Source organism: Nitrosomonas ureae (assembly GCF_900206265.1).
Classification (GTDB): domain Bacteria; phylum Pseudomonadota; class Gammaproteobacteria; order Burkholderiales; family Nitrosomonadaceae; genus Nitrosomonas; species Nitrosomonas ureae_C.
This window is the reverse complement of sequence record NZ_LT907782.1, coordinates 1,137,121-1,161,020: the sequence shown is the minus strand read 5'-3', so window position 1 is coordinate 1,161,020 and position 23,900 is coordinate 1,137,121. Positions and strand designations below refer to the sequence as shown.

Genomic DNA, 23,900 nt, shown 5'->3' with positions numbered 1-23,900 from the left:
AACTTGATAAGGAAAGCGATGACTATCGAAGAACTTAACACCAAGTACAAAATTGCGGGTCAACTTGAATTTATAGCGGGTAACGGCGGATTGCCGATGATCCGGGTGAATAATGCCAAGGCCGCAGCATTGATTTCGCTTCATGCCGGACAGGTGTTGTCATACCAGCCAGCCGGAGAACCGGAAGATGTTTTGTTCCTGAGTGAAAAAGCGTATTACCAGGATGGCAAAGCAATTAAAGGCGGTGCGCCGATCTGCTGGCCGTGGTTTGGTGCCGATCCGGAAGGCAAGGGTCGTCCTGGGCATGGCTTTGTGCGTAACCGCAGCTGGAATGTGGTAGCCACCGAAGCGTTGAGTAATGGCGATACCAAAGTGATTGTCGGACTGGACGATACGCCGGAAACCCAAGCCATCTGGGCGCATTCGTTCAGTCTGCGGCAAGAAATCGTCATCGGCGACACCTTGAACCTGTCATTGATCACGCGCAACACCGGCAAGGAAAAGTTCACCATTACCCAGGCGTTTCACACCTATTTCAAGGTCGGCGACATTACCCGCGCGAAAGTAGTGGGGCTTGCCGGTTGCGATTATCTCGACAAAGCCGGTGGCGGCAACACGCAAAAACATCAGACGGGCGACGTCGCCATCGACACCGAAGTCGACCGCATTTATCTGGATGTTGGCAACACCTTAACGATCGACGATAGTGCGCTGAACCGACGCATTCAGATTACCTCCCAAGGCAGCAAAACTGCAGTGGTATGGAATCCCTGGGAAAAAATTTCCAAGGAAATGGCCGATCTGGAAGATACCGATTATCAACGCTTAGTATGTGTTGAAACCACGAATGCGGCAAATGATGTCGTGGAAGTAGCACCGGGAAGAGAGTGCAGGTTAATTGCGAGCTACCAGGTGACACGTAACTGATTCAGAAGGATGAGTAGGCTGCAGTTGTTTGCGACATCATGAAAAATTTTGTATTGCATTGAAAAATTTTTTTTCGCCTAAATCGGATGCATATTTCTTCCAATCAAAATAAGGCCCCGGATCGGTTTTGCGTCCGGGTGCGATATCCGAATGCCCGGCGATATGCCGGATGGGATAGTGATCGCACAGGCATCTGGTTAATGCGCTCAATGATGCGTATTGCGCATCGGCAAATGGCATCAAATCGCTACCTTCCAGTTCAATGCCCAGCGAGAAATCATTGCAGCGTTCTTTGCCTTGCCATTGGGATATGCCTGCATGCCAGGCACGTTTAGTGCAAGGGACAAATTGAATGATCATGCCATCGCGGCGGATGAAAAAATGCGCCGATACTTTCAATCCTTGTAGCGATTGATAGTAAGGATGTGCTTGCGGATCGATCTGACTGGTAAACAACTCAATCACGCCAGTGCCACCGAATTCGTCGGGCGGGAGGCTGATATTATGGATCACTAATAAGTTGATTTCCGCACCCGCCGGGCGTTCATCGCAATTAGGCGAGGCAATGAATGAAACGACATCAACAAGACCGGATGTATCGATTTGCATGCGATAAAATGAGTTGAAAATTAAATGATGCTGCATGGTAGCTTAGCTTAACCAAACTTGAAAACCGGAATCACATGAAGCAAGGCAAATTCATTACGCTGGAAGGTATCGACGGCGCGGGTAAATCGACCCATCTGGCATGTATAGCCGAACTATTGCAACGTGCCGGGAAACAGGTTGTGGTGACGCGAGAACCGGGCGGGACCGCGTTGGGCGAACAGTTGCGCGCACTGCTGCTGGATAAATCCATGGCCATGCATGCGGAAACCGAAACATTGCTGATGTTCGCAGCGCGGCGTGAACATTTGGATAAAGTGATTTGGCCCGCTCTCGCGCAGGATCAGTGGGTGGTGTCGGATCGTTTCACCGATGCCAGCTTTGCCTATCAGAGTGGAGGCAGGGGATTGGATAGCGCTAAATTGGTCATTCTGGAGCAATGGGTGCAAGGTACCTTGCAGCCTGATTTGACATTGTATTTCGATGTCCCGGTTAATGTGGGGCAACAGCGTGTGAGTCGAGGAGGAGTCGCGGATCGATTCGAGCAAGAGCAAGCCGATTTTTTTCTAAGAGTGCGCGCGGCGTATCTGGATAGAGCGCAACGGTTCCCAGATCGCATCAGAATTATCGACAGCAATCGATCGTTACCGGAAGTCAAAGCTGCGGTTGAACAAGTCTTGCGGCCCTTGTTGCATCATGAGTGAAATTTATCGCTGGCAACAGGGAATTTGGTCGAAATTGATGCGTAGCCGTCAATTCCTGGGGCATGCGTTATTGCTCAAAGGTAAGCAGGGCATCGGCAAATATGATTTTGCGCGCCAACTGGCCAAATCATTGCTCTGCACTGCACCCACGGTTGATCATGAGGCTTGCGGAAAATGTTTGAGTTGTGGCTGGTTTGAACACGATAGCCATCCTAATTTTTATTCCGTGATGCCGGAAGCACTTGATGTAATGTCCGGGGAAGACAGCGAGAAGAAAGAAGGCAAAGAAAAATCCGCCAGCGCTACGACTAAGAAAAGCGCCAGTCAGCAGATCGGCGTCGAGCAGATTCGGAAATTGACCGATTTTGTTTATCTGACCGGCCATCAAAGCGGTTACAAGATTATCCTGATTTATCCTACGGAGACGATGAATACCGCCTCAGCCAATGCATTGCTGAAGAAACTCGAAGAGCCGCCGGAGAATGTATTGTTCATACTGATTACGCACCAGGCGCAGCATTTGCTGCCAACCATACGCAGCCGTTGTCAGCAGATTACGATGCCGATACCGGATGTCGAATCTTCCGTGGCGTGGTTGCAACAGCAAGCGGTCAGTGATCCTGAAGGTAAGCTCGCTGCTGCGGGTTATGCGCCGTTATCCGCATTGCTGTTGGATAAAGGAGAGTACGCAGTGCACTATGAACAATTCATTCAACACATTGCCCATCCCAAGCAGTTTGATCCACTGATGCTGGCCGCAGCGTTGCAGCAAACGAGTTTGTCAATTGTGGTCAGTTGGTTGCAAAAATGGTGCTATGACTTGGTCAGTTATCGCACGACCGGAAAAATCCGCTACTATTTGAAACAATCGCAAGCCATTCAGGCGTTAAGCGAGCAGATCAATCTGTCCGGCTGCGTAACTTTCACCCGCGAACTCTATATCAAACAGCAGCTATCGCATCATCCGCTCAATCCGCGTCTGTTTCTGGAAGAAATGTTCATCGCGTATGCCATTATGATGCGGGGAGAGTAATCACCCATCATTTCTTCTCAAACGTATCGTCCGCTTTCAGAACTTTCAGCGCCGCGCTGGCGCAGACTTCATCATATTCAATTCCCGGTGCGCCGCCGACGCCGATGCCGCCCACCACTTCACCACCGATTTTGATCGGAAAGCCACCGCCTAATAGCAGAATGCTTTCGTTCAAATGCATCAAGCTTTGCAATTCCGGTTTTTGCGTTACCAGCATGGCAAATTTATGCGTTGAATCACGCAAGCTGTTGGCGGTATAAGCCTTGCGGCGGCTGCTATCGAGCGTGTGCGGCCCGGCGCCATCGGCTTTCAACTGCACCTTGAGCAAACCTGATTGATCGACAATAGCCACGCTGACTTTAAATCCATCGTCGTGGCATTTTTTGATTGCCGCCATCGCAGCCTGGGTTGATAATTCAAGTGGTAGAGTTTTTTGTATAGGAAAATCCTGCGCTGCAATCTGAACGGACGCGGTATACAACGTAAACGCGGAAATGCCGGTTAATAATGATTTGAGTGTAGAGGTCATCATCGAATCCTTTGAATAAGTTTCCATACAAATACATTAATATTGCACCATAAGATTATCACTGTTTTAATTGATAACACACCTTAATATTTGCGAGAAGAGGTAATGACATGATTACAAAAATGATCGATTATCTGGATGGAAATACAAGTTTGGAGGGCTATCTGGCCTATCACGACACCGGTAAGGCTCAGCCCGTGGTATTGGTTGCGCATGACTGGAGTGGGCGGCGTGAAATGGCATGCAAAGGCGCGGAAAGAATCGCCGATATGGGTTATGTCGGCTTTGCGCTGGATATGTACGGTAAAGGCATATTCGGTGCTGATGGCGACGCGGAAAAGAATGGTGCCTTGATGGCGCCGTTTGCTCAGGATCGCTCTCTGCTGCGGCGCAGAATCACCGCCGCCTTGCATGCCGTACGCCAATTGCCGCAAGTTGATGCTGCCAAAGTTGCCGCGATGGGCTATTGTTTCGGCGGCATGTGTGTGCTGGAACTGGCGCGCTCCGGCGCGGATGTGCAAGCCGTGATCAGTGTTCACGGCATTCTTGCGCCGGGCAATGTCGCCAATGCAAATATCACGACAAAGGTGCTTTGTTTGCACGGCCACGACGACCCGATGGTACCGCCCGAGCAAGTGCTCGCATTTGAAACCGAGATGACCCAAGCGAATGTCGATTGGCAAGTGCATGTCTACGGCGGCACCATGCATGCCTTTACCAACCCCAAAGCCAATAATCCCGGCTTTGGCACGGTATACAAGGAAATCGCGGCGAATCGGGCGTATCGGTCGATTGAAAATTTTTTGAAAGAGGTTTTTGCGTAAAAATTTAAGCCTTCGGCCTGACCGTCTCGCTCCGTCTCGACTGTCTGCCCGAAGGCGATTGATCAGAGGCCTGCCGGCCTCTTGGCCCGCTTTTTCAACCTGGGGCCAGACGAAACCCGATGAGAACGTTGCGATCAACAGGCTCGTACCCGTCGCGGACAGCGGAGCGCGTGTACCCGCCGAGGTTGAACCAGGAACCGCCACGCAGCACGCGGACTGTACCCTGGTCAGGACCAAGCGGATTGGTCGCTGCTTGCTGAGGGTATTTTTCATACCAGTCGGCGCACCATTCCCATACATTGCCATGCATTTCATACAATCCCCATGAATTCGGCGGTAATGATTTGACCGGAACGGTTCTTTCCCGGTATAAGCCTTTCCCGCCTCCGGCATAAGGGTAATTGCCATCATAATTGACTTGCCCGGGCGTGATGCTTTCTCCAAACGAAAATGCCGTGCGGGTACCCGCACGGCAGGCGTATTCCCATTGTGCCTCGGTTGGAAGCTGGGCATGTAAATCCGGAAACAGCGTATTTAATTTTTCGATAAATTTTTGTATATCGAACCAACTGACATTTTCTACCGGAAGATTCGGATCATCCTGGAAACGGCTGGGATTATCTTCCATGACCGCTGTCCATAGCGCTTGCGTGCAGGCGCTGTCGGCCAGCCAGAAACCATCAGTCAACCTGACTTCATGCTGTGTTTCGTTATCATATCTTTCCGCTTCGGATTCCGGGGAACCCATCAGAAAGGTACCGGGGGTGATCCAACGAAAGCGCTGGCGGATACCTCGATAATCCAGATCCATGTATAAACCAAAACTATCCTGACCCCATTCGCTGGCCCATGGAGAAGGGAAAGCTGATGGCAGAGAATCGGCTTTCTCTGAATTCACAAAGGTGTGCATACAAGCGAGTGAATAAAAGTCAAAATCAGTGACCAGGCTGTAGTCGCCTCTCCGGTGGGCTTTCGCATAAGGCTCCGCATAGGACTACTCGTGCACCGGAGGGCATTTTCTTTTTGCCGCACCGTACATGCGGACTGGATGACGATCTGGTTGAAAGAGGCATCCGCACTCATCCAAGCTGGGGCCAGACGAAACCCGATGTTATCGTTGCGATTATCAGGCTCGTTCCTGTTGCGGACAGCGGAGCGCGTGTTCCTGCCGTTGTTGTTCCAGGAACCGCCACGCAGCACGCGATAATTGCTATTGATCATCACCCATTCCCATTGTCGTACAGACAGGGGTGCAATTGCAAATCCCGTTGCCGCCATGTTTTACTATGTGCAGGTAAGGTGGCGGCAAGAATAGCATCATAAGTGGTTTGCAAGCTTTGATCGTCAATAAAGCCGAGTTTCCATGTCGCTTCGTAATGTTGTCGCAAGTATCGATAGCGACGTTGCTTACGTGCTGTTAGTCGCAGGGTACCAGGAAAAATCCTAAAACCACAGTAGGTGATTCCTTGTGTACTTCGATTAATTTGAATGAGTGGTTTTAGTTTTAATTGGCAAACATTGCGAACATAGGCAGTTAACTCCTGCAACACTATTCGTGCGTCTGAATTGTTTTCGCACCACCACACAATATCATCCATATAGCGAATGTGAGCGCACACTGCCGGATGATTCAATAGAAAACGGTCAGTGCTGTCCAGGTAATAATTGGCGAAATATTGAGAAGTCAGTGAGCCGATAGGTAATCCTTTACCATGAGTCGATTGATAAGAGCGGATGATCCTTTCCAGTAATTGCATGAAAGCCACATCCTTAAACCGGCGGGACAGCAAATTCAACAAGCGTGCATGGTCGATTGCTGGAAAATAATGCTCTACATCGACTTGCACAAACCAGGGAAAGCGCTGCAGATTGCGTTGTACCTGTACGACCGCAAGATGGATGCCTTTGCCTGGACGGCAGGCAAAGGATGTACCGACCAGTGAATTTTCAAATATTGGAGCAGCACAATTCATAATCGCATGATGCAATACCCGGTCGGTAAAGCTGGCGGCGTGGATGGTGCGACGTTTGGGATCGTGAATGACAAATGAACGGTAATTACCATCAGGTACTTTCTGTTCAAGAATATCATTGTGTAACTGTGTAATGCTTTCATCCAAATTCATGAAAAAAGACGTTACAGCGGGACGGAAGCGTTTACCTTTGGCTGCTTTCAACACGGCAAGCAGTAAATTATCCCAAGCGGCGATCGCGGTTAATTCAATCCGGTGTCGTTTCATTTTTTTCGGGCTTTATGTTTTGATCGATGGAGGCCCCACGTGCGGTTTGCAAAATCTGTAGAAAAGGTTTTCCATACTTCTCCAGGCGTGCTTTTCCGATTCCCTCAATCTGTGCGAGTTCTGCGAGTGTATTGACAGATTGAGTGACCATGGCGGCTAATTGCGCATTGGTGAATAATGCATAAGCAGGAATACCTTCTTGTTCGGAGAAGGTTTTTCTGAGATTGCGCAATTGCACATACACGGTAAAATCCCGCTCACCGAGTGTTTCCTTGTAATCGATGACTTCACGCTTGTTAGCCGTGTTTTTTATGGAATCTTGGGAGTTACTTTCCAAAGCGGTGATGCATATCGACCAATAGCTTTCATTGCCCAAATTGACAAATTGCTTATCAATGGTCAGCACACGATGTTGTGCACAGAAAGAATTTAACGCCTGCTGGATTTCTTGCGGAAATTTTGCAGGTATCGTGAAAAACTCTAATTTCATGTTTTTATCGGATAAATGTGGCTATTAGTAAAATTACATATTTTTTTATGTAAATTTTTATGTAAAAAATTCTTTAGGCCTTCGGCCTGACCGTCTCGCTCCGTCTCGACTGTCCGCCCGAAGGCGATTGATCAGAGGCCTGCCGGCCTCTTGGCCCGCTTTTTCAACCTGGGGCCAGACGAAACCCGATGTTATCGTAGCGATCATCAGGCTCGTCCCAGTCGCGGACAGCGGAGCGCGCGTTCCCGCCGAAGTTGAGCCAGGAACCGCCACGCAGCACGCGGACTGTACCCTGGTCAGGACCAAGCGGATTGGTCGCTGCTTGCTGAGGGTATTTTTCATACCAGTCGGCGCACCATTCCCATACATTGCCATGCATTTCATACAATCCCCATGAATTCGGCGGTAATGATTTGACCGGAACGGTTCTTTCCCGGTATAAGCCTTTCCCGCCTCCGGCATAAGGGTAATTGCCATCATAATTGACTTGCCCGGGCGTGATGCTTTCTCCAAACGAAAATGCCGTGCGGGTACCCGCACGGCAGGCGTATTCCCATTGTGCCTCGGTTGGAAGCTGGGCATGTAAATCCGGAAACAGCGTATTTAATTTTTCGATAAATTTTTGTATATCGAACCAACTGACATTTTCTACCGGAAGATTCGGATCATCCTGGAAACGGCTGGGATTATCTTCCATGACCGCTGTCCATAGCGCTTGCGTGCAGGCGCTGTCGGCCAGCCAGAAACCATCAGTCAACCTGACTTCGTGCTGTGCTTCGTTATCATTTCTTTCCGGTTCGGATTCCGGGGAACCCATCAGGAAGGTACCGGGAGTGATCCAACGAAAGCGTTGGGTGATTCGTCGAATAGTGAGTTCAGCGAATAATCCGAATGCATCTTGTCCCCAGGCTGATGCCCATGCGAGTGGATTGAAAGCTTCAAAATGTAAACGTTCTTGTCCGGTATGCAAAATTAAAGCAGGGTATGATTGCAGCGCTTGTGATTCTACAGCTATTTCCAGTGGGTTAGGTAAATGAGGCGTTGGATGCTCGCTGGATGAAGAGGTTTCCCATTGCCAGGGGCGGTACGTTGATATCCTTTCATGGTACTGATTGGCCCAGAGCAGCGTGTCGCGATCAATTTCCAATGTGGCTAGGCGGACGATTCCTGTTGGTAAGTGCGAAGTTGCGGGTAGCAGGCTTAGTGCAGAGTTGATATCGAGGACGAGTTGCATGCGCTGCGTTGAAAGAGAGTGTGACATTTTTAACCATTCGGCAGGATCGATGCCTGCCGGTAAGCCTTGATGGCTTCGCTCGGGTTCGGCTCGATGGACGGCGACCGAAAGTCTCGTGATATACGATTCCTTCTGCTTCAGCACGGGTGCTGCCCAGAGTACATGCCGGTCGGCCAGTTGTACCATGCGCGCGTGTGAAAGCGTGCCTTGCTTCTCAGGTGCTTGCAGCGTATTGGTAAGTTTTTTGAAGAAATCACGTGCTTTATTCGAATGCGCCGCTTCCTGCGGGAGTATTTCTAGCTTTGTTAAATGTTGCCACAATAATGTTTCTTCATGGTGAATTGCCTGCGGAAGTTGTGCATGCCAGTTGCGCAGGCAATCCAGCGTACGCTGCTGTAGTGTTTCCGGCAATTGCCTGAATTTGCCGCGCCAGCGTTGTACGGCCCAAGGTGCAATGGCACAGGCGGTTGCGGCGGTATCCAACTCGGGATGACACCATACTTCGCCCTCAACGCCGGAATCGCGATTCCCAATGGGCAGAAAGGTGCGCAATTCACGCAATAAAGCAGGTTCTATGCGTGTTGCGACTGACATCATAGTCAATAACGTTTCTGCAGCTGCGGATAACCGGGTTTCGAAATCAATTTGATTCGTGTCTTGTGCAGCTTTTCTACGCAGAGGCCGAAGGTAGCTATCCGGGCTTAAGCGTAAGCATGTAGTCTGGTTGGTGAGTTGTGAGCGCAAATGCTGAATCGAAGCAGGTACCAGGACGATTACGTGTATCCCACGTTGCTTCAGTTCAGAAAGCTTTGATTGCCAGCACGTCATTGGCCAAGAGTGCGCAGAATCGGTCATTCCCAAATCGCTGACAATCAACATTGTGCTGCCGGGTGTGAGGTGCGGCCATGGTGTAAATTGTGTATGGGGCTGGTTTTTCAACATGCGTTGCACCGGCATTTGTGGCACACCGTGCAAGCGGTAGCAATGTACATTTTGATGCAATTGATCATGCAATTGCTGCTGTAGCCAATGCCAGTCATGCCAATACGGTGTTAGACGATCGGAGAAATCCAGAATCACAGGAAGCGGATTCGGCCAACTGAGCCGCTGCTTGCGCGGGAAACGACACACCACACGACCATGCGAAAGTTGTTGCGTTAGGCGTAAAACATCCAACGTGGAGCAACGCGATTTCGCCACCGCTTGACGCAGTTTTGGCCACAAACGTGTCCAGGGGACGATGGGTATTGCTTGCGGTGTTTGATAGCTGGCATCCCAAGCTTTCATGTCTTGCTGGTCAAGCACGTTGGTTTCATTTGGCTCGGGTTGCTGCCAGGCTTCTTTTGAGGTTACTGCGTCAATGGATGTCAGATGATAAGGGCGAAAATTGATTTGGTGCCGGATTTGCTCCGTAGTTACAGGTTGAATCAGATCTGGATTTGTGCCATCAATTATATTTGTCGTGGAATCGATGATTTCTTTAGTGAGAAGTGGTGTAGGTAAAAAACCCAGTACGGCAGCGAATGCGTTTTGTCTTGCCCGATCTTCTCCGGCCATGGCAAGGGCGAGCAGCAAATCTGCACGTCCCCTTGCGCCATTGAATCGAAGATTATTTGGGTTAGATGATTGCACGAACAGTTACAGATTGTTGCCTGCTATATCCGGCTGCTTGTGGTAGGCGAAACTATACACACGATCCAGCCATTCGGATTGTTTTTGCGGGTTATTAGGGGCAAGATGCTCCAGTCCTCGTAGTAAATCCAGATATTCCGCCAAGCCCGGTTGCGGGCCATCGCCACGGTTTTTATCCCGTTCTTCCATCAACTTGGTGGCTGCATCATCCAGAATTTTTTGCGTCAGAGCAGGGCGCTGATCATTTGGATCGCGTTCAGGATCCCGGAAATGAACACGCGCGCGTTGTTTGATCCATGCTGCAAAATCAGTATCCGGAACGATGTTCAGTACCAGACAGCGGCGTACAAACGCTGGCGGCAGTTCGCGGTCTTCATTAGTGGTGATGATCATCAATGGCCGGTTGCCGCCTGCTGATTTGACTTCCATCGCTTCCCAAGGCAAGCGGAAACCGGTGTTGGCCAAAACTTCTAGCAGGCTATTGGGTAATTCGCTATCGGCTTTGTCAATTTCATCGAGTAATAGCACTGTGCCATGGGTGGATGCCTGGTCACTTTGTTTCTTGATTTTACCATCTTGCAATATCAGTGATGGATTGGGGCTTTGTGTTGCGGCTTTTGAGTGTTTTTCTAAATATCGCGCGGCACTGTCCCAGTTCAACGCCCACCACAGCGGGCCGGGACTGACATAATCTAACGGACTGACTGAATTTGCGTTACTTTCCCGAGCTTGTGCATCAGCCAATCGGGCGATCGCATCAAAATGCCATAATAAATCCTGCGGTTCAGTGCGCGCTGTGATGACTTCATAAACAAACGCCCGCCCTAAATACTCAGCTGCTGCGCGCGCCAAATCGCTTTTGCCGGTACCGGGTAAACCTCTCGCTAGCAGCGGTCTGCCACTGGCTACAGCCAGATCAATGGCATCTTGCGATTTGCCATCGAGCCAGTACCAGGATTCTTGCCAAGTGCCAACAGTGGGTAAATAAAGTTGTTTTGCGAGGGGGTGTTGAGGTGGCTCGATAGTCATGGTTTTTTATATAAATTTTGCAAGCAGGGTAATGATTTTCTCGACGCTTGTACCAATGCCTTCAGCCGTTCTGAAACCTTCAAGAATTATCTTGGTTTTCGACAAAACATTGCTATCAGGATTTTGCTGTTTCTGGATTTCAGTCCTGATTTGATTGATAGCTTGCGATAATTCAGCAAACTGCGCTTTGTTGATTTCATCACGTTTATCAGCTTCTTGAATTACTTCTGTAAGTAGTCGTTGTAATTGATCGGAGACTTGGGGGGTGAATTGATGAGTGTTGTGGCCCACATGCGCATCTGTTTGTGTGCCTGTCACAATATTTACTGTAGCGTGATCTCCAAAATTTCCCAGATTAAATTTCGAATTCATTGTGGCTTCCTCTGGTGACGAGCGTTGCAACGATCGCAATTCTGATTTCTCCCATATATACCGCTCCATTAATCCTTCCAACTTGGCTTCCGAGGTATGCAGCCAATCTTCGGATTTGTTTTCCCCATACACATACATCCATATCAATCCATCGAGTCGTTGGCGAAATTGATCCGCAACGGAGCGAATATGTAACGGATTGTGATTTGCATTATTTTTCAGATAAAGCGCCTGTATGGGTGCATTCTCAGGCTTGTCGCTATAGGCGCTGAGAATGCCAATGAGCGATTCTAAAGGATTTTCTTTAGAATTGGACCTATCAGAAGAATGACCTAGGGAAATTAACAGATCTTTTGCTATTTGATTGCATATGGAAGCTTCATTAAGTTCACCGGTTTCGGGAAAGTAGTAATCGATATTCTGAGAGAAAGGATCTTTTTGCCCGTTCTTGTGCTCTCTTTGGTTTTCATCGTAGATTGGTAGATAGCTGTAGGTTGTTCTGCTGGCACCGATCATTTTTGCTGTTTCATTATTTCTTACCGCAATTTTCGTCAAACCGTTATCGTTAGATTCACAATTTTTGCGTACCAGTGTTTGTAATAAGTAGCCAAAAAGCTGCTCTGTTCCCGATTGAGTTAACTGAGATGGATTGGGTGAGCTTTTTACTGCGGTTAAGTACTGTGCAATCTGTAAGTGTCGATCACTTTGGCCAGAGACGAGATAGGTTGCAATCTCTTCAGTGTCTCTTTTTAAGCTAGGATTGGTCACAATCAAGGCGTCAATAAATACATTGACAATCTGTTTCAATTCTGCTTTTTTTAGTTGCTCGATCAGTTTGGTTCTGAGTTTGATTTGCCATGATTCAAGTTGTGTAGATGTTTCTGTGAAACTGACGGTATTGGCTAATGGTTTTTCTGTCGGTGTGACAGGCTTGTGCTCAGGTTGTTGCGGCAAGCTGGTTTGTAGAACATTCAGTGCAATAAAATTAAGCAATAATCGATGTTGAATTGAATCTTTGTTTTCTGGTTTTGCGATCGAGAAGTGATCGGAACCTGGCAGCTTGTAGGGTTCTGGAAAATAAAGTGCACCAGTGAATGGTTCGACGACTTGTTTCAGAAAGACCATTTTTTTTAAAATAACAAACTTGTCTTCGATAATTTCCTTCCCGTAAATCGTTAATCTGTTTGAGCCGATCAAGTTCTTGAAATCTTTATTTAAGTCATTTAACCACTGATTGTTTTGACTGAAGCGTAGTACATCGGCTTGTGAATGATTCATCATTTGCGCAATCGGCCCTAGCCAGTTTGCATAGTCTGATCCTAATGAAGGCGATGCGACCAGATATAACCCCACGGTTATTTCCTCGAGGTCATATGCCCGAGATACCAAATATCTTCGAACTACGATACCACCCATGCTGTGGCACACGAAAACCAAATTTTTACTTTCGAGTACATGATCCAACTTTAATCGTTCTTTTAGATCATCAACGACGTCTCCTAGATTGTATGATCCGCTGAAAAAATCAGTTTGATATGTGTAAATATAGATTCCAATGGAATTAAGCGCCGATTCGTTCATCAGTAATTCGGGCCAATAAGCGTTGCTTTCTTCATTCTTCCAACAGTCTTTGCCGTTCGATAAAAAGCCATGAACGAAAATCACTGTTAAGTCTGAGTTACTCGATTTACGAATCCATTCACCTTTCACAATGGTGCACCTTTTAAGGATGGTATAAAGTTTTACAAAAAACGGATTCCAAGCCTACTTTTAAGATTCTTCCAGGATGTTGTAGTCGTTTGCTTATCTTAAAATAAGTTTTCGTTATTATCACTATATTCGTTCCAGCAAAATTCGCCTGATTTCTTCATCGGTCAAAACGATGGGATTGGTTTTCATGCTGCTGCCGCGGCAGTTGGCGATGATTTTATCTAATGCGGTTTCTTGCAATCCGTAATGTGACAGTCGCGGCAGGGCGAGTTCGTTGGTCCATTGCACTAGCAGATCAATTAGTGCGTTGTACGCGGCTTGGGGATCGATAAAACGTTTCTGGCACAGAATTTCTGCGACATGCAGGTACTTTGCCAGTGCTTTGTTGGTGGGTTTGCGCGTCAGCATGCTTTGAATGTTGATTTGGGCGGCGGAGGCGACCAGGGTACCGCAGACGACACCATGAGGAATCGGATAAAAAGCACCCAATGGTGAGGCTAGGCCATGCACCGAGCCGAGGCCGACTTGTGCCAGTGTGATTCCTGATAACAGCGCGGCATAGGCCATTTTTTCGCGATGTTGTGCAAGCTCCCCTTGCTGGTGGTAAAGTGGGATCAGTGCATCGCGCACGGCGTGCAGGCCGCTGATCGCCAGAGCATCGGTGAAGACGTTGGATTTGGTGGAAACATAGGATTCCAGTAGTTGTGTCAACGTATCCATGCCATTGGCGGCGATCACACTGGGCGGGCAGCTGGTAAGTAAATCCGGATCGACGATGGCGTATTCGGCGACCAGTTTGTCGTGGCGGAAGGATTTCTTGAACCCGTTTTCGCCTTGCACGCTGAGTACGGCATTTTTGGTGGCTTCGCTGCCGGTGCCAGCGGTGGTAGGTACCGCGATGAATGGAAGAGCCGGGCCGTGGTACGGTAACTCCGGGCCGACGCCTTCGAGGTAATCCATGACAGAGTGTTGAATTTTCACTAGGCCGGCAATGGCTTTGGCAGCATCCAATGCACTGCCGCCACCGATCCCGACTACGGCATCAAAAGTTTCATTTGCAAAAGTTCTAACAAGATCATCGATCAGAGCGGGGGAGGGTTCTTCGGTAATTATGCAATGCTGCCAAGTAATCGCACGCTGTTTGAGTTGATCCAGAAAAGATTGCCCATGACTGGTACTCAAGAACGAGCGTGCACCCGTGACAAGCACAATATTCGACCCATAGCCTGTAATGATATCCGGCAGTTTTTTGATAACACCCGTGCCAAATTCGATGCGCGGCAGCCGGGCGATAGAGAAATTAAGCATCGGAGTTGTTCACGATCGGATATAAACCTTGATAGACGACACCTTGGCGGGGTTCAGCCATCCAGTCCGCGACGGTATCGCGCCATGCCAGGTAATGCGCGGTTGCTTTATGGGCGGCTGCGTCCTGCTGGGTTTTATAGGCTTCGTAAAAGACAAATTTTGCTGGATCATCCGCGGATTGCAAAATATCGAAGCGCATATTACCCGGCTCAAGGATGGAGTTTTCGTGATTGTATCGGCAAGCTTCCTTGAAGGCTTCCACTTTTTCCGGTTTGACTGAAACAGTGACGATGGTTACATGCATGATTTTATTCCTTTCATCAATTCTTATCGTTGGGTGGTCGAGAAATCATTTGCGTTGCTGTTGTGGCGCTAGAAACGAGCTTAGAACCCTTATTTATTTGGTATAGATTATTTTCTCCCTTGCTTATCAGAGGCTGGCTGCTGAGTATTGCGTTGGTTGTCAGAACTGCCCGGATAGTTAACCCGGGTATGCAAGTCTGCGGGTATTCTACTACTAATTTTGTGGGAATTTTTCAGGCATTCGCGGCATCTTGGAGTTTCAATGGCAAATCTTCGGTCTTGGGTTTAATGGTTCTGTTCGGATGGGATTTTAGGTTCATTTTATTGATTTTGAAGTTTTCCCTACAGGGCAATATGGCTATAATCACAATATTGCCCTGTCATCAGAATCTTATATATGCTTAATAAAAAAGATGTTGCACCACCTTCTCTGCTTAATAAATTAGTATCTTTGACTACAATTCGAGACATTGAATTGTTCGAGTTCAGTTTATTGAAAACTTTGGCTGAACTTTTAAGTATTAATCAGATTTCAATGTATAAGCTTGATCAGACCAATGCTACGTGCTGGCTGTCTACTTATTCAATTGATTTGATTCAGGATGATAGTAAAAGACAACTTTCAGAATCACAGGAGATTTATACCTCCGAAATCACGATTCCTGAGGAAATTAAATCCGCCCAGCTATGGATGGAGACAACCAGAAAGCCTTATATTCATTACCAGGGAGACCGGTATCTGGTGGTTTATCCCATACTGGCTGTGAACAAAATTGAGGAGATGTTGACTTTTGAGCTTCCTCATCCCTTGACTGAAGGAGAGATGCTGATTATTTCCAGCTTGCTGAGTATTACACATAACTTCCGTAGTCTGTTGGATGAAAGTCAGAAAGACAAACTAACCGGTTTATTGAATCGTCAGACTTTTGAAGTGAATATCAAGAAAATAAGTGCACTCACTGTGGGTTCTGATATTGATCAAGATCATGACGGTAATATATTGAACCGCAGAAGGCCAAGGGTGGAAACAGAAAAGTTCTGTCTTGCTATCATTGATATAGATGATTTTAAATCGATCAATGATCGGTTTGGTCATATCATGGGAGATGAGGTTTTACTGTTATTGTCCTATGTGATGAAGCAAAATTTCCGCGCAAGGGATTTGTTGTTTCGCTTTGGGGGAGAGGAGTTTGTGGTGATTTTCCGTGCCCCCGATAAAGAAGAGGCCTATAAAGCACTGGAGCGTTTTCGCAATAAGATTCAGGAATATCACTTCCCGCAAATTGAGACGGTGACGATCAGCATGGGTGCAACTTTGATTAATGAATTGAATTACCTGGCTTCCGAAATCATTGGACGCGCAGATCAGGCGCTTTATCACGCCAAACAGAACGGGAAAAATCAATTGCATTTTTACGAAAATCTTTTGGAGAATGGGCATGTTTTCGATAAAAAAGAAGCCAATACAACAGACTTCTTTTAGCAATGCGACTATGGGCGCTGCATAAGCGATACTTTGTTGCGACTAAAATAATTGGGGATTACCAGCGGTAATAGGGCCCATAAAAGCCACCACGGAAATAAGGATAGTAACCTGGATAGCCAAAATAAGGATAAGGTCCGTAGTAACCCCGGTAGTCATTATAATTAGGATAGGTCGGCCAAAGATGAATTGCCGTTGCAGTTAGTAATGGTACCTGAATAACCCTTTTGCCGACGGTTTGTTCAATATTCCCCGTAATTACCCCGGCAACGGTAATTTCCTTATCTTTGGCATAGACAGCCGGATCCAGAAACTCGGCGCTTTTAACTACAAAGCGGCCTGCACCTGCTTTGTGCAACTGCGGGCGGCCGCTGAAATCGAGAGGGTAATATAAAACCTGTATCAGACTTGCATGCGCTTCATTTTCCACGTCAATAATCACGCCTCCCCAGCGAACAGGCGCGTCTTTATAATTATTGATGTCATGGCTGATCTGATGATAGGAAACGTTTATTGCCGGCGCATTTTCGATTGCAGAGGGTAATCCGGCGCAGGCGCTCAGTAGCAAACAAAGCAATAGTAAAAATGGTTTCATGATTCTTCTCCCGCGATTTATCGGAAATTGCTCCGGTGCAATGTATTAATTCAATTGTTGTACAACATATTCAATGTGTAAGTTTGTTGGTAAGACTCTTGCTGTAAGCTTTAGTTTGAATTGTAGAATTGATCAATAGAAATATTCATACGGGTATTAATGCACTAGCCTTGGGTGTGCTTTGGGGAGTGTCTATCTTGATTATTTACGTTTGAATTTGCCTTGGATTCATCTATTCGGTGCGGCATTGACGGTTGATAATCTCCAACGCAATTCTAATAAAGATAAATAGAAATCTTGGCTGACAGATCGGGTAAATTTTGGTTTTGCAGATTTTGATGAAAACACACGGGGGTGCGGGTGGCATCTTATGTCATCGATAAAATTTTTTCGTGTATGACTACTTATCTTGCGGGTCGGTGATGGTAATAGTTAAAAAATCGCCTCAGCAGATAGCTGCGCGCTATCGAAACAGCTGTGAAGATCACTCCGATTTGAATGTTTTGGCTTATGCTGACTTCTATTTCATAAAGCGGAAATACGATCATTTGTGCGGCCAAGGCTATGAAATAACCGATAGTCACATTAGCGAAAGATTCTGTAAGTGATTGGACCCTGGTTTGCATATGTTTCATGAAGATTGAGTTTTCGGCGCTCGCTATTTCTTTGTCAGCAATAGCATCGAACAAGTAAATGAAACAAGGAGGCCAAGCAGTATAGGTGTCAATACTGATTCATTTCCGGTTACTGCATAATATCCGTATAGGATCAATGAAAGTATCAATGTGATTATCAATATTAGTTTTGTCATTTTTTAGATTTCTTGCGTAATTAAAGATCGATTTAGCGATTGCGTATAAGCTAGTCAGTTTTTTCTTTAGAAACTATGTTACCTGAGCGCGCCGGATTTATCGATTTCGGGCGTATCTCTCACTGACTTATTTTGCCGTCGCGTTGCAATTGGCGGTTATCAATAATCGGGCAAAAGAGAGCGATGAAGATTGAAGATGAGTAGGGATAAGATAACCCAATTGGAACTGGGAGCACAAGACTGCATAAGAGATTCTTGGGCAAAGCCTATCATTTGCGAAATTTCTCATTAATAAACTGTGCAACCAGTAATCCCGCAACTAATGCAATTGCAGAATATAAAACGATCTCCAGCATATTAGACATTTCAGAATCTCTCCATGGTTAATTAATTGAATTTCAATCATACTATATTCGATATCATGCATTGAATATTTCAATAAAGTGATGATCATGAGGGATTAAAATTGCTGAAGGAGATATAAATAATGAGAATAATTAAACAATTAGTCGTGGGGGTGTTGCTGTGTTTTATTTTTTCGTCGCAGATTCAGGCCATGGAAGAAATTTCCAATAGAGTTTATGTTAACAGGGCAAGCACGAAGATTGTAAGTGGTATTGCGAATATAGCCACCGGATGGATGGAGTTACCAAAAAATATTAATTTGTGGAGTCAGAGAGATAGCAATGCTGTCATAGGTGCTGCCGAAGGATTATTATGGGGTGTTTTTCATACTGCAGGTCGTACTGGAGCTGGTGTATTGGATTTTGCCACTTTTTGGCTTCCAACTTACCCAACCCCTGAACCGCTGTTTGTTTGGGATGATTTCTCGCAAGATTCTGATTATATTGGGTGGCGTACGGCTCGGTGATAAATTGCTTTGATTTCGTACTGCCTGTCACTGAGCTGTATGTTCAAATACAAAGGTGGAATCGAGAAGAGGTTAAAATTTATATCCTCGATGGAGCGCTACAATACCTGCGGTAAGATTGAAGTATTCCACGCGCTCGAAGCCAACCTGCTCCATAAGTTCTTTCAATTCATTTTGGGAAGGATGCATGCGAATGGATTCCGCTAAATATTGATAGCTTTCCGCGTCATTTGCAATCATTTTACCCATTGCAGGTAGTAATTTGAACGAATAGGCATCGTAGGCAGGTTGAAGCAACTTCCAAATTTTGGAAAATTCCAATACCAGAACCGTTCCGCCTGGTTTTATGACCCGTAGCATTTCTTTGAGTGCAATATCCTTATGGGTCATATTTCGCAAACCAAACGCGACACTGACGCAGTTAAAATAATTGTCCGGAAAAGGTAATTTTTCGGCATCACATTGAGCGACCGGAGTCGGTGTACCTTCATCGATCAGACGGTCACGTCCGATCGAAAGCATGGAATTGTTAATGTCAGTTAGCCACACCTGCCCCGATTTACCTACTTTCTGTAAGAATAATACACTTAGATCTCCAGTGCCGCCGGCAATATCCAATACCTTGTCGCCAGGTTTTACTCCACTGGTTTCCATCACAAAACGTTTCCATAATCGGTGCATTCCCATCGACATCAGATCGTTCATTAAATTGTAGCGTTCTGCGACAGAATGAAAAACCTCAGCGACTTTGCCGGCCTTTTCATCCTCTGCAACGGTATTAAAACCAAAATGAGTTGTTTTAGTCATGACATTAATTTGAATAGAATGTGGCGTTTGAATAATTATTGATAAATAAGTTACTTACAGGAATGAAGCGTCTTTGGGGGTTTGATTTCGAGTTCTCTGCTGGCGCCGGCTGCTTCTAAGCGCCGCAAGTAACGTTGCCACATTGTATCCTGATTAAGACCAAAGTTATATAACAGATCCCATGAATAAAGCCCGGTATTATGGCCATCGGTGAAATTAAGTTGTATGGCATAATTGCCAACAGGTTCAATTTTACTGATACCGACCGTTTTCTTGCCGGTTTGAAGTACCTCTTGTCCCGGACCATGGCCGCTTACTTCGGCAGAGGGTGAATGAACGCGTAAAAATTCACATGAGAATTGAAAGGATTTGCCATCAGCAAAAGTAATATCCAGAATTCCGGATTTCTGATGCAATTTGATTTCTGTCGGATGCGGTGTGTTTTTGGTTAAACCAGCCATGATCTTTATTTAATATGATGAATTAAGGATATGCAATGGCTCCATTGTAGCAAACTGTGCAAAAAAATATTGATGCAGGAATACAAGCATGAGCGCAAAAATACTGATCGTGGAAGACGAAGCTGCTATTCGGGAGCTGATTGCCTATAATTTGCAGCAAGCGGGATATGAAAGCATCTGTGCTGAGGATGCGGAAAAAGCAATGACAATCATCCATGATTCACTGCCGGATTTGATTTTGTTGGATTGGATGTTGCCCAATATGACCGGCATAGATTTTGCACGACTTCTACGGCGCAATGAGCGTACTCGTATCATCCCCATTATCATGCTGACAGCACGAACCCAGGAAGCGGACAAAGTGGCCGGACTGGAGATAGGAGCGGATGACTATGTGACAAAGCCTTTTTCACCGCGCGAATTGATCGCACGCATTAACGCGGTCTTGCGTCGATTGATCCCGGAAGCTTCTGCGCAAGTGGTTGAAATACATGGATTGCGATTGGATCCCGTCAATCATCGTGTTACTGACGGAAATAAAGAAATTGAACTGGGACCTACAGAATATCGTTTGCTGCATTTTATGATGTCACATACCGAACGCACATATTCGCGTAGCCAATTATTGGATCGAGTATGGGGTGATCATGTATTTGTCGAAGAGCGTACTGTGGATGTACATATCCGCCGGTTACGAAAAGCTTTGCAATGGTCGGGTAAAGACAGCTGGATACAAACTGTCAGGGGAGCAGGTTATCGGTTCTCGGCAGTTGCTCTAGCCCTCACTGATGATTCAAATAAGAAAATCTGATAATGTTTGTTCCGGAGGGTGTTACAGTGATGAATCTGATCGATCAAAGCGCTGATCCGTGTGTATTGTGATGCTTCTTCAAGCACAGTGAATTTTAGTAATGATTGCAAATTTTCTCGGATAATTGTCTTATTGTAGGGTAGTGCTTAAGTGTCTGATATCTGGCAGCGTTTATCAAATATTCTTTTCCTTGTCTTCATTACAGCATTACTATGGATAATCTTTGGTGCTGTGAAAGCACTGATTTTTTTCAGTGTGATCATGCTCTGGGTTGTATTTCATCATATTCGCCATTTGGTTTTGTTAGAGCGCTGGCTACAGCTTTCTGATCATTCTCCAGCAAGCATCCCAGCCGGTTCCGGAGCCTGGGATGAGGTATATGCTCATTTGGCGCGCTACGTGCGTCAACATAGTCAGAGCCAGGAAATGCTGAGTATTGCCTTAAAGCGAATGCAAAGCGTTACTTCCGCTATGCCAGATGGCATTGTTATTCTCGATATGAATGATCGTATTGAATGGTGTAATCCGGTTGCGGAGGAGCATCTAGGAATCAGTCTTGCATTGGATGTCGGTCAGCAGATTACCTATTTGGTGAGGCAGATACCGTTTGTCGAATATCTGACAGCACGCCAATATAGTAGCCCATTAATTTTAAAGCAGACCCGATTGCAAGGATTGATTATTTCCTTGCAGTTAGTGCCTTATGGTTATAACCAGAAGCTTCTGATCAGCCGAGATATTACGCGCTTTGAGAAAATAGAAACGATGCGGCGCGACTTTATTGCAAATGTCTCGCATGAATTGCGCACACCGCTTACCGTCATCAGTGGTTTTCTTGAAACATTGTCCGCTGATGATAATGTTAATAGCAGCTTCAATAAGCGTGCCTTGGCACTGATGACTGAGCAAACAACTCGCATGCAGCGATTGATTGAGGATTTGTTGATTCTGTCACGTCTTGAGAACGAGCAGAATAAGGTCAGCGAAAAAATAGTGAATGTAGTGAGCTTGGCGCAAGATCTTTTGCAAGATGCAGAATCTCTGAGTGCAGGGCGGCATCAAATCAAATTAACTGTTGCTTCGCAAGATCAGCTCTTGGGGAGCGAGGAAGAGTTACGTAGTGCTTTTGGTAATTTGGTCAGTAATGCGATTCGTTATACTCCGGACGGCGGGGAAATAATTATCAGCTGGGAAAAGCGCCATGATCAAGGGTTGTTCTTTGTGCAAGATAGCGGAATCGGGATTGAACCGGAGCACATTCCGCGATTGACAGAGCGTTTTTACCGTATTGATAACAGTCGTTCAAGAGAAACTGGTGGCACAGGTTTGGGACTGGCAATTGTCAAACATGTTTTGAACCGGCATGAGGCGCGTCTCGAAGTTATTAGTAAAGTAGGCAAGGGTAGCCGGTTTAATATCTGGTTTCCAGCTAAGCGTTTAGTTTCTGGAAATGCGTGATTGCTTAGTATCTATCAGGGAAACTGGTGGTTGGTATTTTATTCTTGACTTTAAAGGCGCTAATTCAAGTGTATTTAACCTGATGAGGGTAGACGATTTGGGTCGTCTGCATCCGAGTTGCGCTAACCTGTTCTACTTTGATAGGCGCTAGTTCAGTTTAAATAATTGATAAAGGCGTGGGTGGAATAAAAAAAACAGCCACTGGTTTCCCAGCGACTGTCAGTTCTCTATTGGATCTTTCGCAGATCCTATTGCGTTGCTACTAATTATCTGATTGCTGATGTATTTTGATCAAGATTAACACGAGCTTTGTTGATTGATGGATTTTCATGATCCATTGTTATTTTTTTGTGTAGATCCGCATTATTAAGGCTTTCTGCCAAAACTTCCTCGTATTCGCGAATATTAGCGGTTGTATGCGATTTGAAATCCTGACCTTGTCTACCATAGTAATAAGCGTGGGCTTCGTAATCTTCGAGTGCAGCTTTGTTTTTTTGTAATTTTGCTTCGGTTTCCTTGGCAACATTTTCATAATGCCGTGTCAACGCGGCATGATCGTTGTCATCGATACCTTCTACTTCCACGGCGAATACTGATGAAGCAGCTAAGCTGAATGCCAAAACAGAGATTAACGTTAAGAATTTTTGTGCTTTCATGATCAGTTTCTCCAATGCCAGATTGATGACTGTTATGATAGTTTCATGTGATGTGGCGAGTATATTGGGGAAACCCTGTTTTTTATCTAATGGTTTCCATTAGGTGTTATGTTTTTTATTTTTGCTATGTTTTCTTGAAGTAACACGTGGTTGAACAGTGTTGGTGTGGTGTCGTGACCAAATAATGGCTGCTATTCCTGCCAGAATCATTGGAATTGATAGCCATTGCCCCATTGTGATCCCTAAAGTCAGTACGCCCATGAAGCCATCTTCTGGTTCACGGAAAAATTCTGCGAAGGAACGTAAAACACCGTAGCCAATCATAAATGCGCCCGTGACTGCTCCAGTGGCGCGTGGTTTGGTTGAGTAGATCCAAATAAAAATGAACAGCACTACGCCCTCAAGCGCAAATTGATACAATTGAGAAGGGTGACGGGGAAGTTCGTCGACATAAGGGAAAACCATACCCCATGGAACATCAGTAGGCCGTCCCCATAATTCGCCATTGATGAAATTGCCAATGCGACCAGCGGCCAATCCCGGTGGAATCAATGGGATGACAAAGTCAGTTACCGCAAGCCATGGCAGATGATATTTGCGAGCGAGCAATATCATCGCAACAAAGACACCCAGAAATCCACCATGAAAAGACATGCCACCTTCCCATATGGCGAAAATATGTAACGGGTGTTCTAAATAATAACCAAACTGATAGAACAACACATGCCCCAGTCGTCCACCCACTATTACCCCCAGCATGCCGTAAAAGAGTGCATCATCAAGCATTTCATAAGTAAAAGTGCTGTGTGGATTATGTTTGATACGATATCGCCCTAGCAGAATGAACGCAACAAAACCAAGTAGATACATCAATCCATACCAATGCACAGAAAGTGGCCCTAGCGAGATGGCAACCGGATCAATTTGCGGGTAAACGAGCATAGTTTTGGCCTTATTTACGGTAAAATATCAAGCATTATACCAATTGCGCTGGTATACACCGTGT

General features: G+C 46.1%; 25 protein-coding genes. 8 read left to right on the top strand and 17 right to left on the bottom strand.

The genetic code is table 11. From position 1 onward, the window contains the following. Window positions 1–18: 18 nt before the first annotated feature. Complete coding sequence (locus CPG39_RS05290) at window positions 19–927, top strand: D-hexose-6-phosphate mutarotase (RefSeq protein WP_096292379.1); 909 nt, start codon at window positions 19–21, stop codon at window positions 925–927. Window positions 928–963: 36 nt separating this feature from the next. Here CPG39_RS05290 and ampD read toward each other — a convergent pair whose 3' ends face one another. After that, window positions 964–1,536 (bottom strand): 1,6-anhydro-N-acetylmuramyl-L-alanine amidase AmpD, encoded by a 573-nt coding sequence (ampD, locus tag CPG39_RS05285; RefSeq protein WP_096294260.1) that lies wholly within the window; start codon window positions 1,534–1,536, stop codon window positions 964–966. Window positions 1,537–1,610: 74 nt separating this feature from the next. On the opposite strand from ampD, the gene tmk reads away from it, so the two are divergent. Both tmk and holB read left to right on the top strand, forming a co-directional pair. Then, window positions 1,611–2,237, top strand: a complete 627-nt coding sequence (gene tmk, locus CPG39_RS05280) for a dTMP kinase (RefSeq protein WP_096292378.1) — start codon at window positions 1,611–1,613, stop codon at window positions 2,235–2,237. After that, window positions 2,230–3,270, top strand: a complete 1,041-nt coding sequence (gene holB / locus CPG39_RS05275) for a DNA polymerase III subunit delta' (RefSeq protein WP_096292377.1) — start codon at window positions 2,230–2,232, stop codon at window positions 3,268–3,270. Before tmk ends, holB begins: the two co-directional genes overlap by 8 nt. 7 nt (window positions 3,271–3,277) lie before the next feature. Here holB and CPG39_RS05270 read toward each other — a convergent pair whose 3' ends face one another. Further along, complete coding sequence (locus tag CPG39_RS05270) at window positions 3,278–3,802, bottom strand: GlcG/HbpS family heme-binding protein (protein WP_231990404.1); 525 nt, start codon at window positions 3,800–3,802, stop codon at window positions 3,278–3,280. Between the two features lie 107 nt (window positions 3,803–3,909). Between CPG39_RS05270 and CPG39_RS05265 the strand changes: the two genes are divergently transcribed. Next, window positions 3,910–4,623, top strand: coding sequence for a dienelactone hydrolase family protein (locus tag CPG39_RS05265; RefSeq protein ID WP_096292376.1), 714 nt, complete (start codon window positions 3,910–3,912; stop codon window positions 4,621–4,623). A 94-nt stretch (window positions 4,624–4,717) separates the two neighbouring features. Here the strand turns inward: CPG39_RS05265 and CPG39_RS05260 are convergent, their stop codons facing one another. From CPG39_RS05260 to CPG39_RS05220, 9 genes are all read right to left on the bottom strand, one after another. Continuing rightward, window positions 4,718–5,521 (bottom strand): formylglycine-generating enzyme family protein, encoded by an 804-nt coding sequence (locus tag CPG39_RS05260; RefSeq protein WP_231990403.1) that lies wholly within the window; start codon window positions 5,519–5,521, stop codon window positions 4,718–4,720. Beyond that, window positions 5,518–5,844 carry a formylglycine-generating enzyme family protein gene (locus CPG39_RS05255; protein ID WP_096292374.1) on the bottom strand — a complete coding sequence of 109 codons (327 nt, stop codon included), beginning with the start codon at window positions 5,842–5,844 and terminating at the stop codon, window positions 5,518–5,520. The genes CPG39_RS05260 and CPG39_RS05255 overlap by 4 nt, the downstream gene beginning before the upstream one ends. Then, on the bottom strand, window positions 5,844–6,863 hold the full coding sequence (locus CPG39_RS05250) for a reverse transcriptase/maturase family protein (RefSeq protein WP_096292373.1): 1,020 nt from the start codon (window positions 6,861–6,863) through the stop codon (window positions 5,844–5,846). Before CPG39_RS05250 ends, CPG39_RS05255 begins: the two co-directional genes overlap by 1 nt. After that, window positions 6,844–7,353, bottom strand: a complete 510-nt coding sequence (locus CPG39_RS05245) for an HRDC domain-containing protein (protein WP_096292372.1) — start codon at window positions 7,351–7,353, stop codon at window positions 6,844–6,846. The genes CPG39_RS05250 and CPG39_RS05245 overlap by 20 nt, the downstream gene beginning before the upstream one ends. Window positions 7,354–7,516: 163 nt before the next feature. After that, window positions 7,517–10,219, bottom strand: coding sequence for a formylglycine-generating enzyme family protein (locus CPG39_RS14710; RefSeq protein WP_231990402.1), 2,703 nt, complete (start codon window positions 10,217–10,219; stop codon window positions 7,517–7,519). A gap of 6 nt (window positions 10,220–10,225) precedes the next feature. After that, window positions 10,226–11,248 (bottom strand): AAA family ATPase, encoded by a 1,023-nt coding sequence (locus CPG39_RS05235; protein ID WP_096292371.1) that lies wholly within the window; start codon window positions 11,246–11,248, stop codon window positions 10,226–10,228. Between the two features lie 6 nt (window positions 11,249–11,254). After that, a complete protein-coding gene (locus CPG39_RS05230; RefSeq protein WP_145956211.1) occupies window positions 11,255–13,330 on the bottom strand; it encodes an esterase/lipase family protein in 2,076 nt (691 codons plus the stop codon). 123 nt (window positions 13,331–13,453) lie between these two features. Continuing rightward, window positions 13,454–14,638 carry an iron-containing alcohol dehydrogenase gene (locus CPG39_RS05225; RefSeq protein WP_096292369.1) on the bottom strand — a complete coding sequence of 395 codons (1,185 nt, stop codon included), beginning with the start codon at window positions 14,636–14,638 and terminating at the stop codon, window positions 13,454–13,456. Continuing rightward, window positions 14,631–14,942 carry an antibiotic biosynthesis monooxygenase gene (locus CPG39_RS05220; protein ID WP_096292368.1) on the bottom strand — a complete coding sequence of 104 codons (312 nt, stop codon included), beginning with the start codon at window positions 14,940–14,942 and terminating at the stop codon, window positions 14,631–14,633. Before CPG39_RS05220 ends, CPG39_RS05225 begins: the two co-directional genes overlap by 8 nt. Before the next feature lie 534 nt (window positions 14,943–15,476). Between CPG39_RS05220 and CPG39_RS05210 the strand changes: the two genes are divergently transcribed. Then, the gene (locus tag CPG39_RS05210) at window positions 15,477–16,424 is read left to right on the top strand and encodes a GGDEF domain-containing protein (RefSeq protein ID WP_172424084.1); all 948 of its coding nucleotides are present in this window, start codon (window positions 15,477–15,479) and stop codon (window positions 16,422–16,424) included. A 58-nt stretch (window positions 16,425–16,482) separates the two neighbouring features. On the opposite strand, the gene CPG39_RS05205 is transcribed toward CPG39_RS05210, so the two are convergent. Beyond that, window positions 16,483–17,019, bottom strand: coding sequence for a Slp family lipoprotein (locus CPG39_RS05205; RefSeq protein WP_096292365.1), 537 nt, complete (start codon window positions 17,017–17,019; stop codon window positions 16,483–16,485). A gap of 404 nt (window positions 17,020–17,423) precedes the next feature. After that, complete coding sequence (locus CPG39_RS15015; RefSeq protein ID WP_419866149.1) at window positions 17,424–17,645, bottom strand: DUF7220 family protein; 222 nt, start codon at window positions 17,643–17,645, stop codon at window positions 17,424–17,426. Window positions 17,646–18,317: 672 nt separating this feature from the next. On the opposite strand from CPG39_RS15015, the gene CPG39_RS05195 reads away from it, so the two are divergent. After that, a complete protein-coding gene (locus tag CPG39_RS05195; protein ID WP_096292363.1) occupies window positions 18,318–18,701 on the top strand; it encodes an exosortase system-associated protein, TIGR04073 family in 384 nt (127 codons plus the stop codon). 72 nt (window positions 18,702–18,773) lie between these two features. Here the strand turns inward: CPG39_RS05195 and ubiE are convergent, their stop codons facing one another. Both ubiE and CPG39_RS05185 read right to left on the bottom strand, forming a co-directional pair. After that, the gene (gene ubiE / locus CPG39_RS05190; RefSeq protein WP_013648170.1) at window positions 18,774–19,508 is read right to left on the bottom strand and encodes a bifunctional demethylmenaquinone methyltransferase/2-methoxy-6-polyprenyl-1,4-benzoquinol methylase UbiE; all 735 of its coding nucleotides are present in this window, start codon (window positions 19,506–19,508) and stop codon (window positions 18,774–18,776) included. Window positions 19,509–19,558: 50 nt separating this feature from the next. After that, window positions 19,559–19,969 carry a gamma-butyrobetaine hydroxylase-like domain-containing protein gene (locus CPG39_RS05185; protein WP_096292362.1) on the bottom strand — a complete coding sequence of 137 codons (411 nt, stop codon included), beginning with the start codon at window positions 19,967–19,969 and terminating at the stop codon, window positions 19,559–19,561. Window positions 19,970–20,057: 88 nt separating this feature from the next. On the opposite strand from CPG39_RS05185, the gene phoB reads away from it, so the two are divergent. Both phoB and phoR read left to right on the top strand, forming a co-directional pair. Continuing rightward, window positions 20,058–20,780, top strand: a complete 723-nt coding sequence (gene phoB / locus CPG39_RS05180) for a phosphate regulon transcriptional regulator PhoB (protein WP_096292361.1) — start codon at window positions 20,058–20,060, stop codon at window positions 20,778–20,780. 150 nt (window positions 20,781–20,930) lie between these two features. Further along, window positions 20,931–22,238: a phosphate regulon sensor histidine kinase PhoR gene (phoR, locus tag CPG39_RS05175; RefSeq protein WP_096292360.1), complete on the top strand. Its 1,308-nt coding sequence runs from the start codon at window positions 20,931–20,933 to the stop codon at window positions 22,236–22,238. A 266-nt stretch (window positions 22,239–22,504) separates the two neighbouring features. On the opposite strand, the gene CPG39_RS05170 is transcribed toward phoR, so the two are convergent. Beyond that, window positions 22,505–22,894, bottom strand: a complete 390-nt coding sequence (locus CPG39_RS05170) for a hypothetical protein (RefSeq protein WP_096292359.1) — start codon at window positions 22,892–22,894, stop codon at window positions 22,505–22,507. 99 nt (window positions 22,895–22,993) lie between these two features. Next, complete coding sequence (gene lgt, locus CPG39_RS05165; protein WP_096292358.1) at window positions 22,994–23,836, bottom strand: prolipoprotein diacylglyceryl transferase; 843 nt, start codon at window positions 23,834–23,836, stop codon at window positions 22,994–22,996. Window positions 23,837–23,900: the final 64 nt, after the last annotated feature.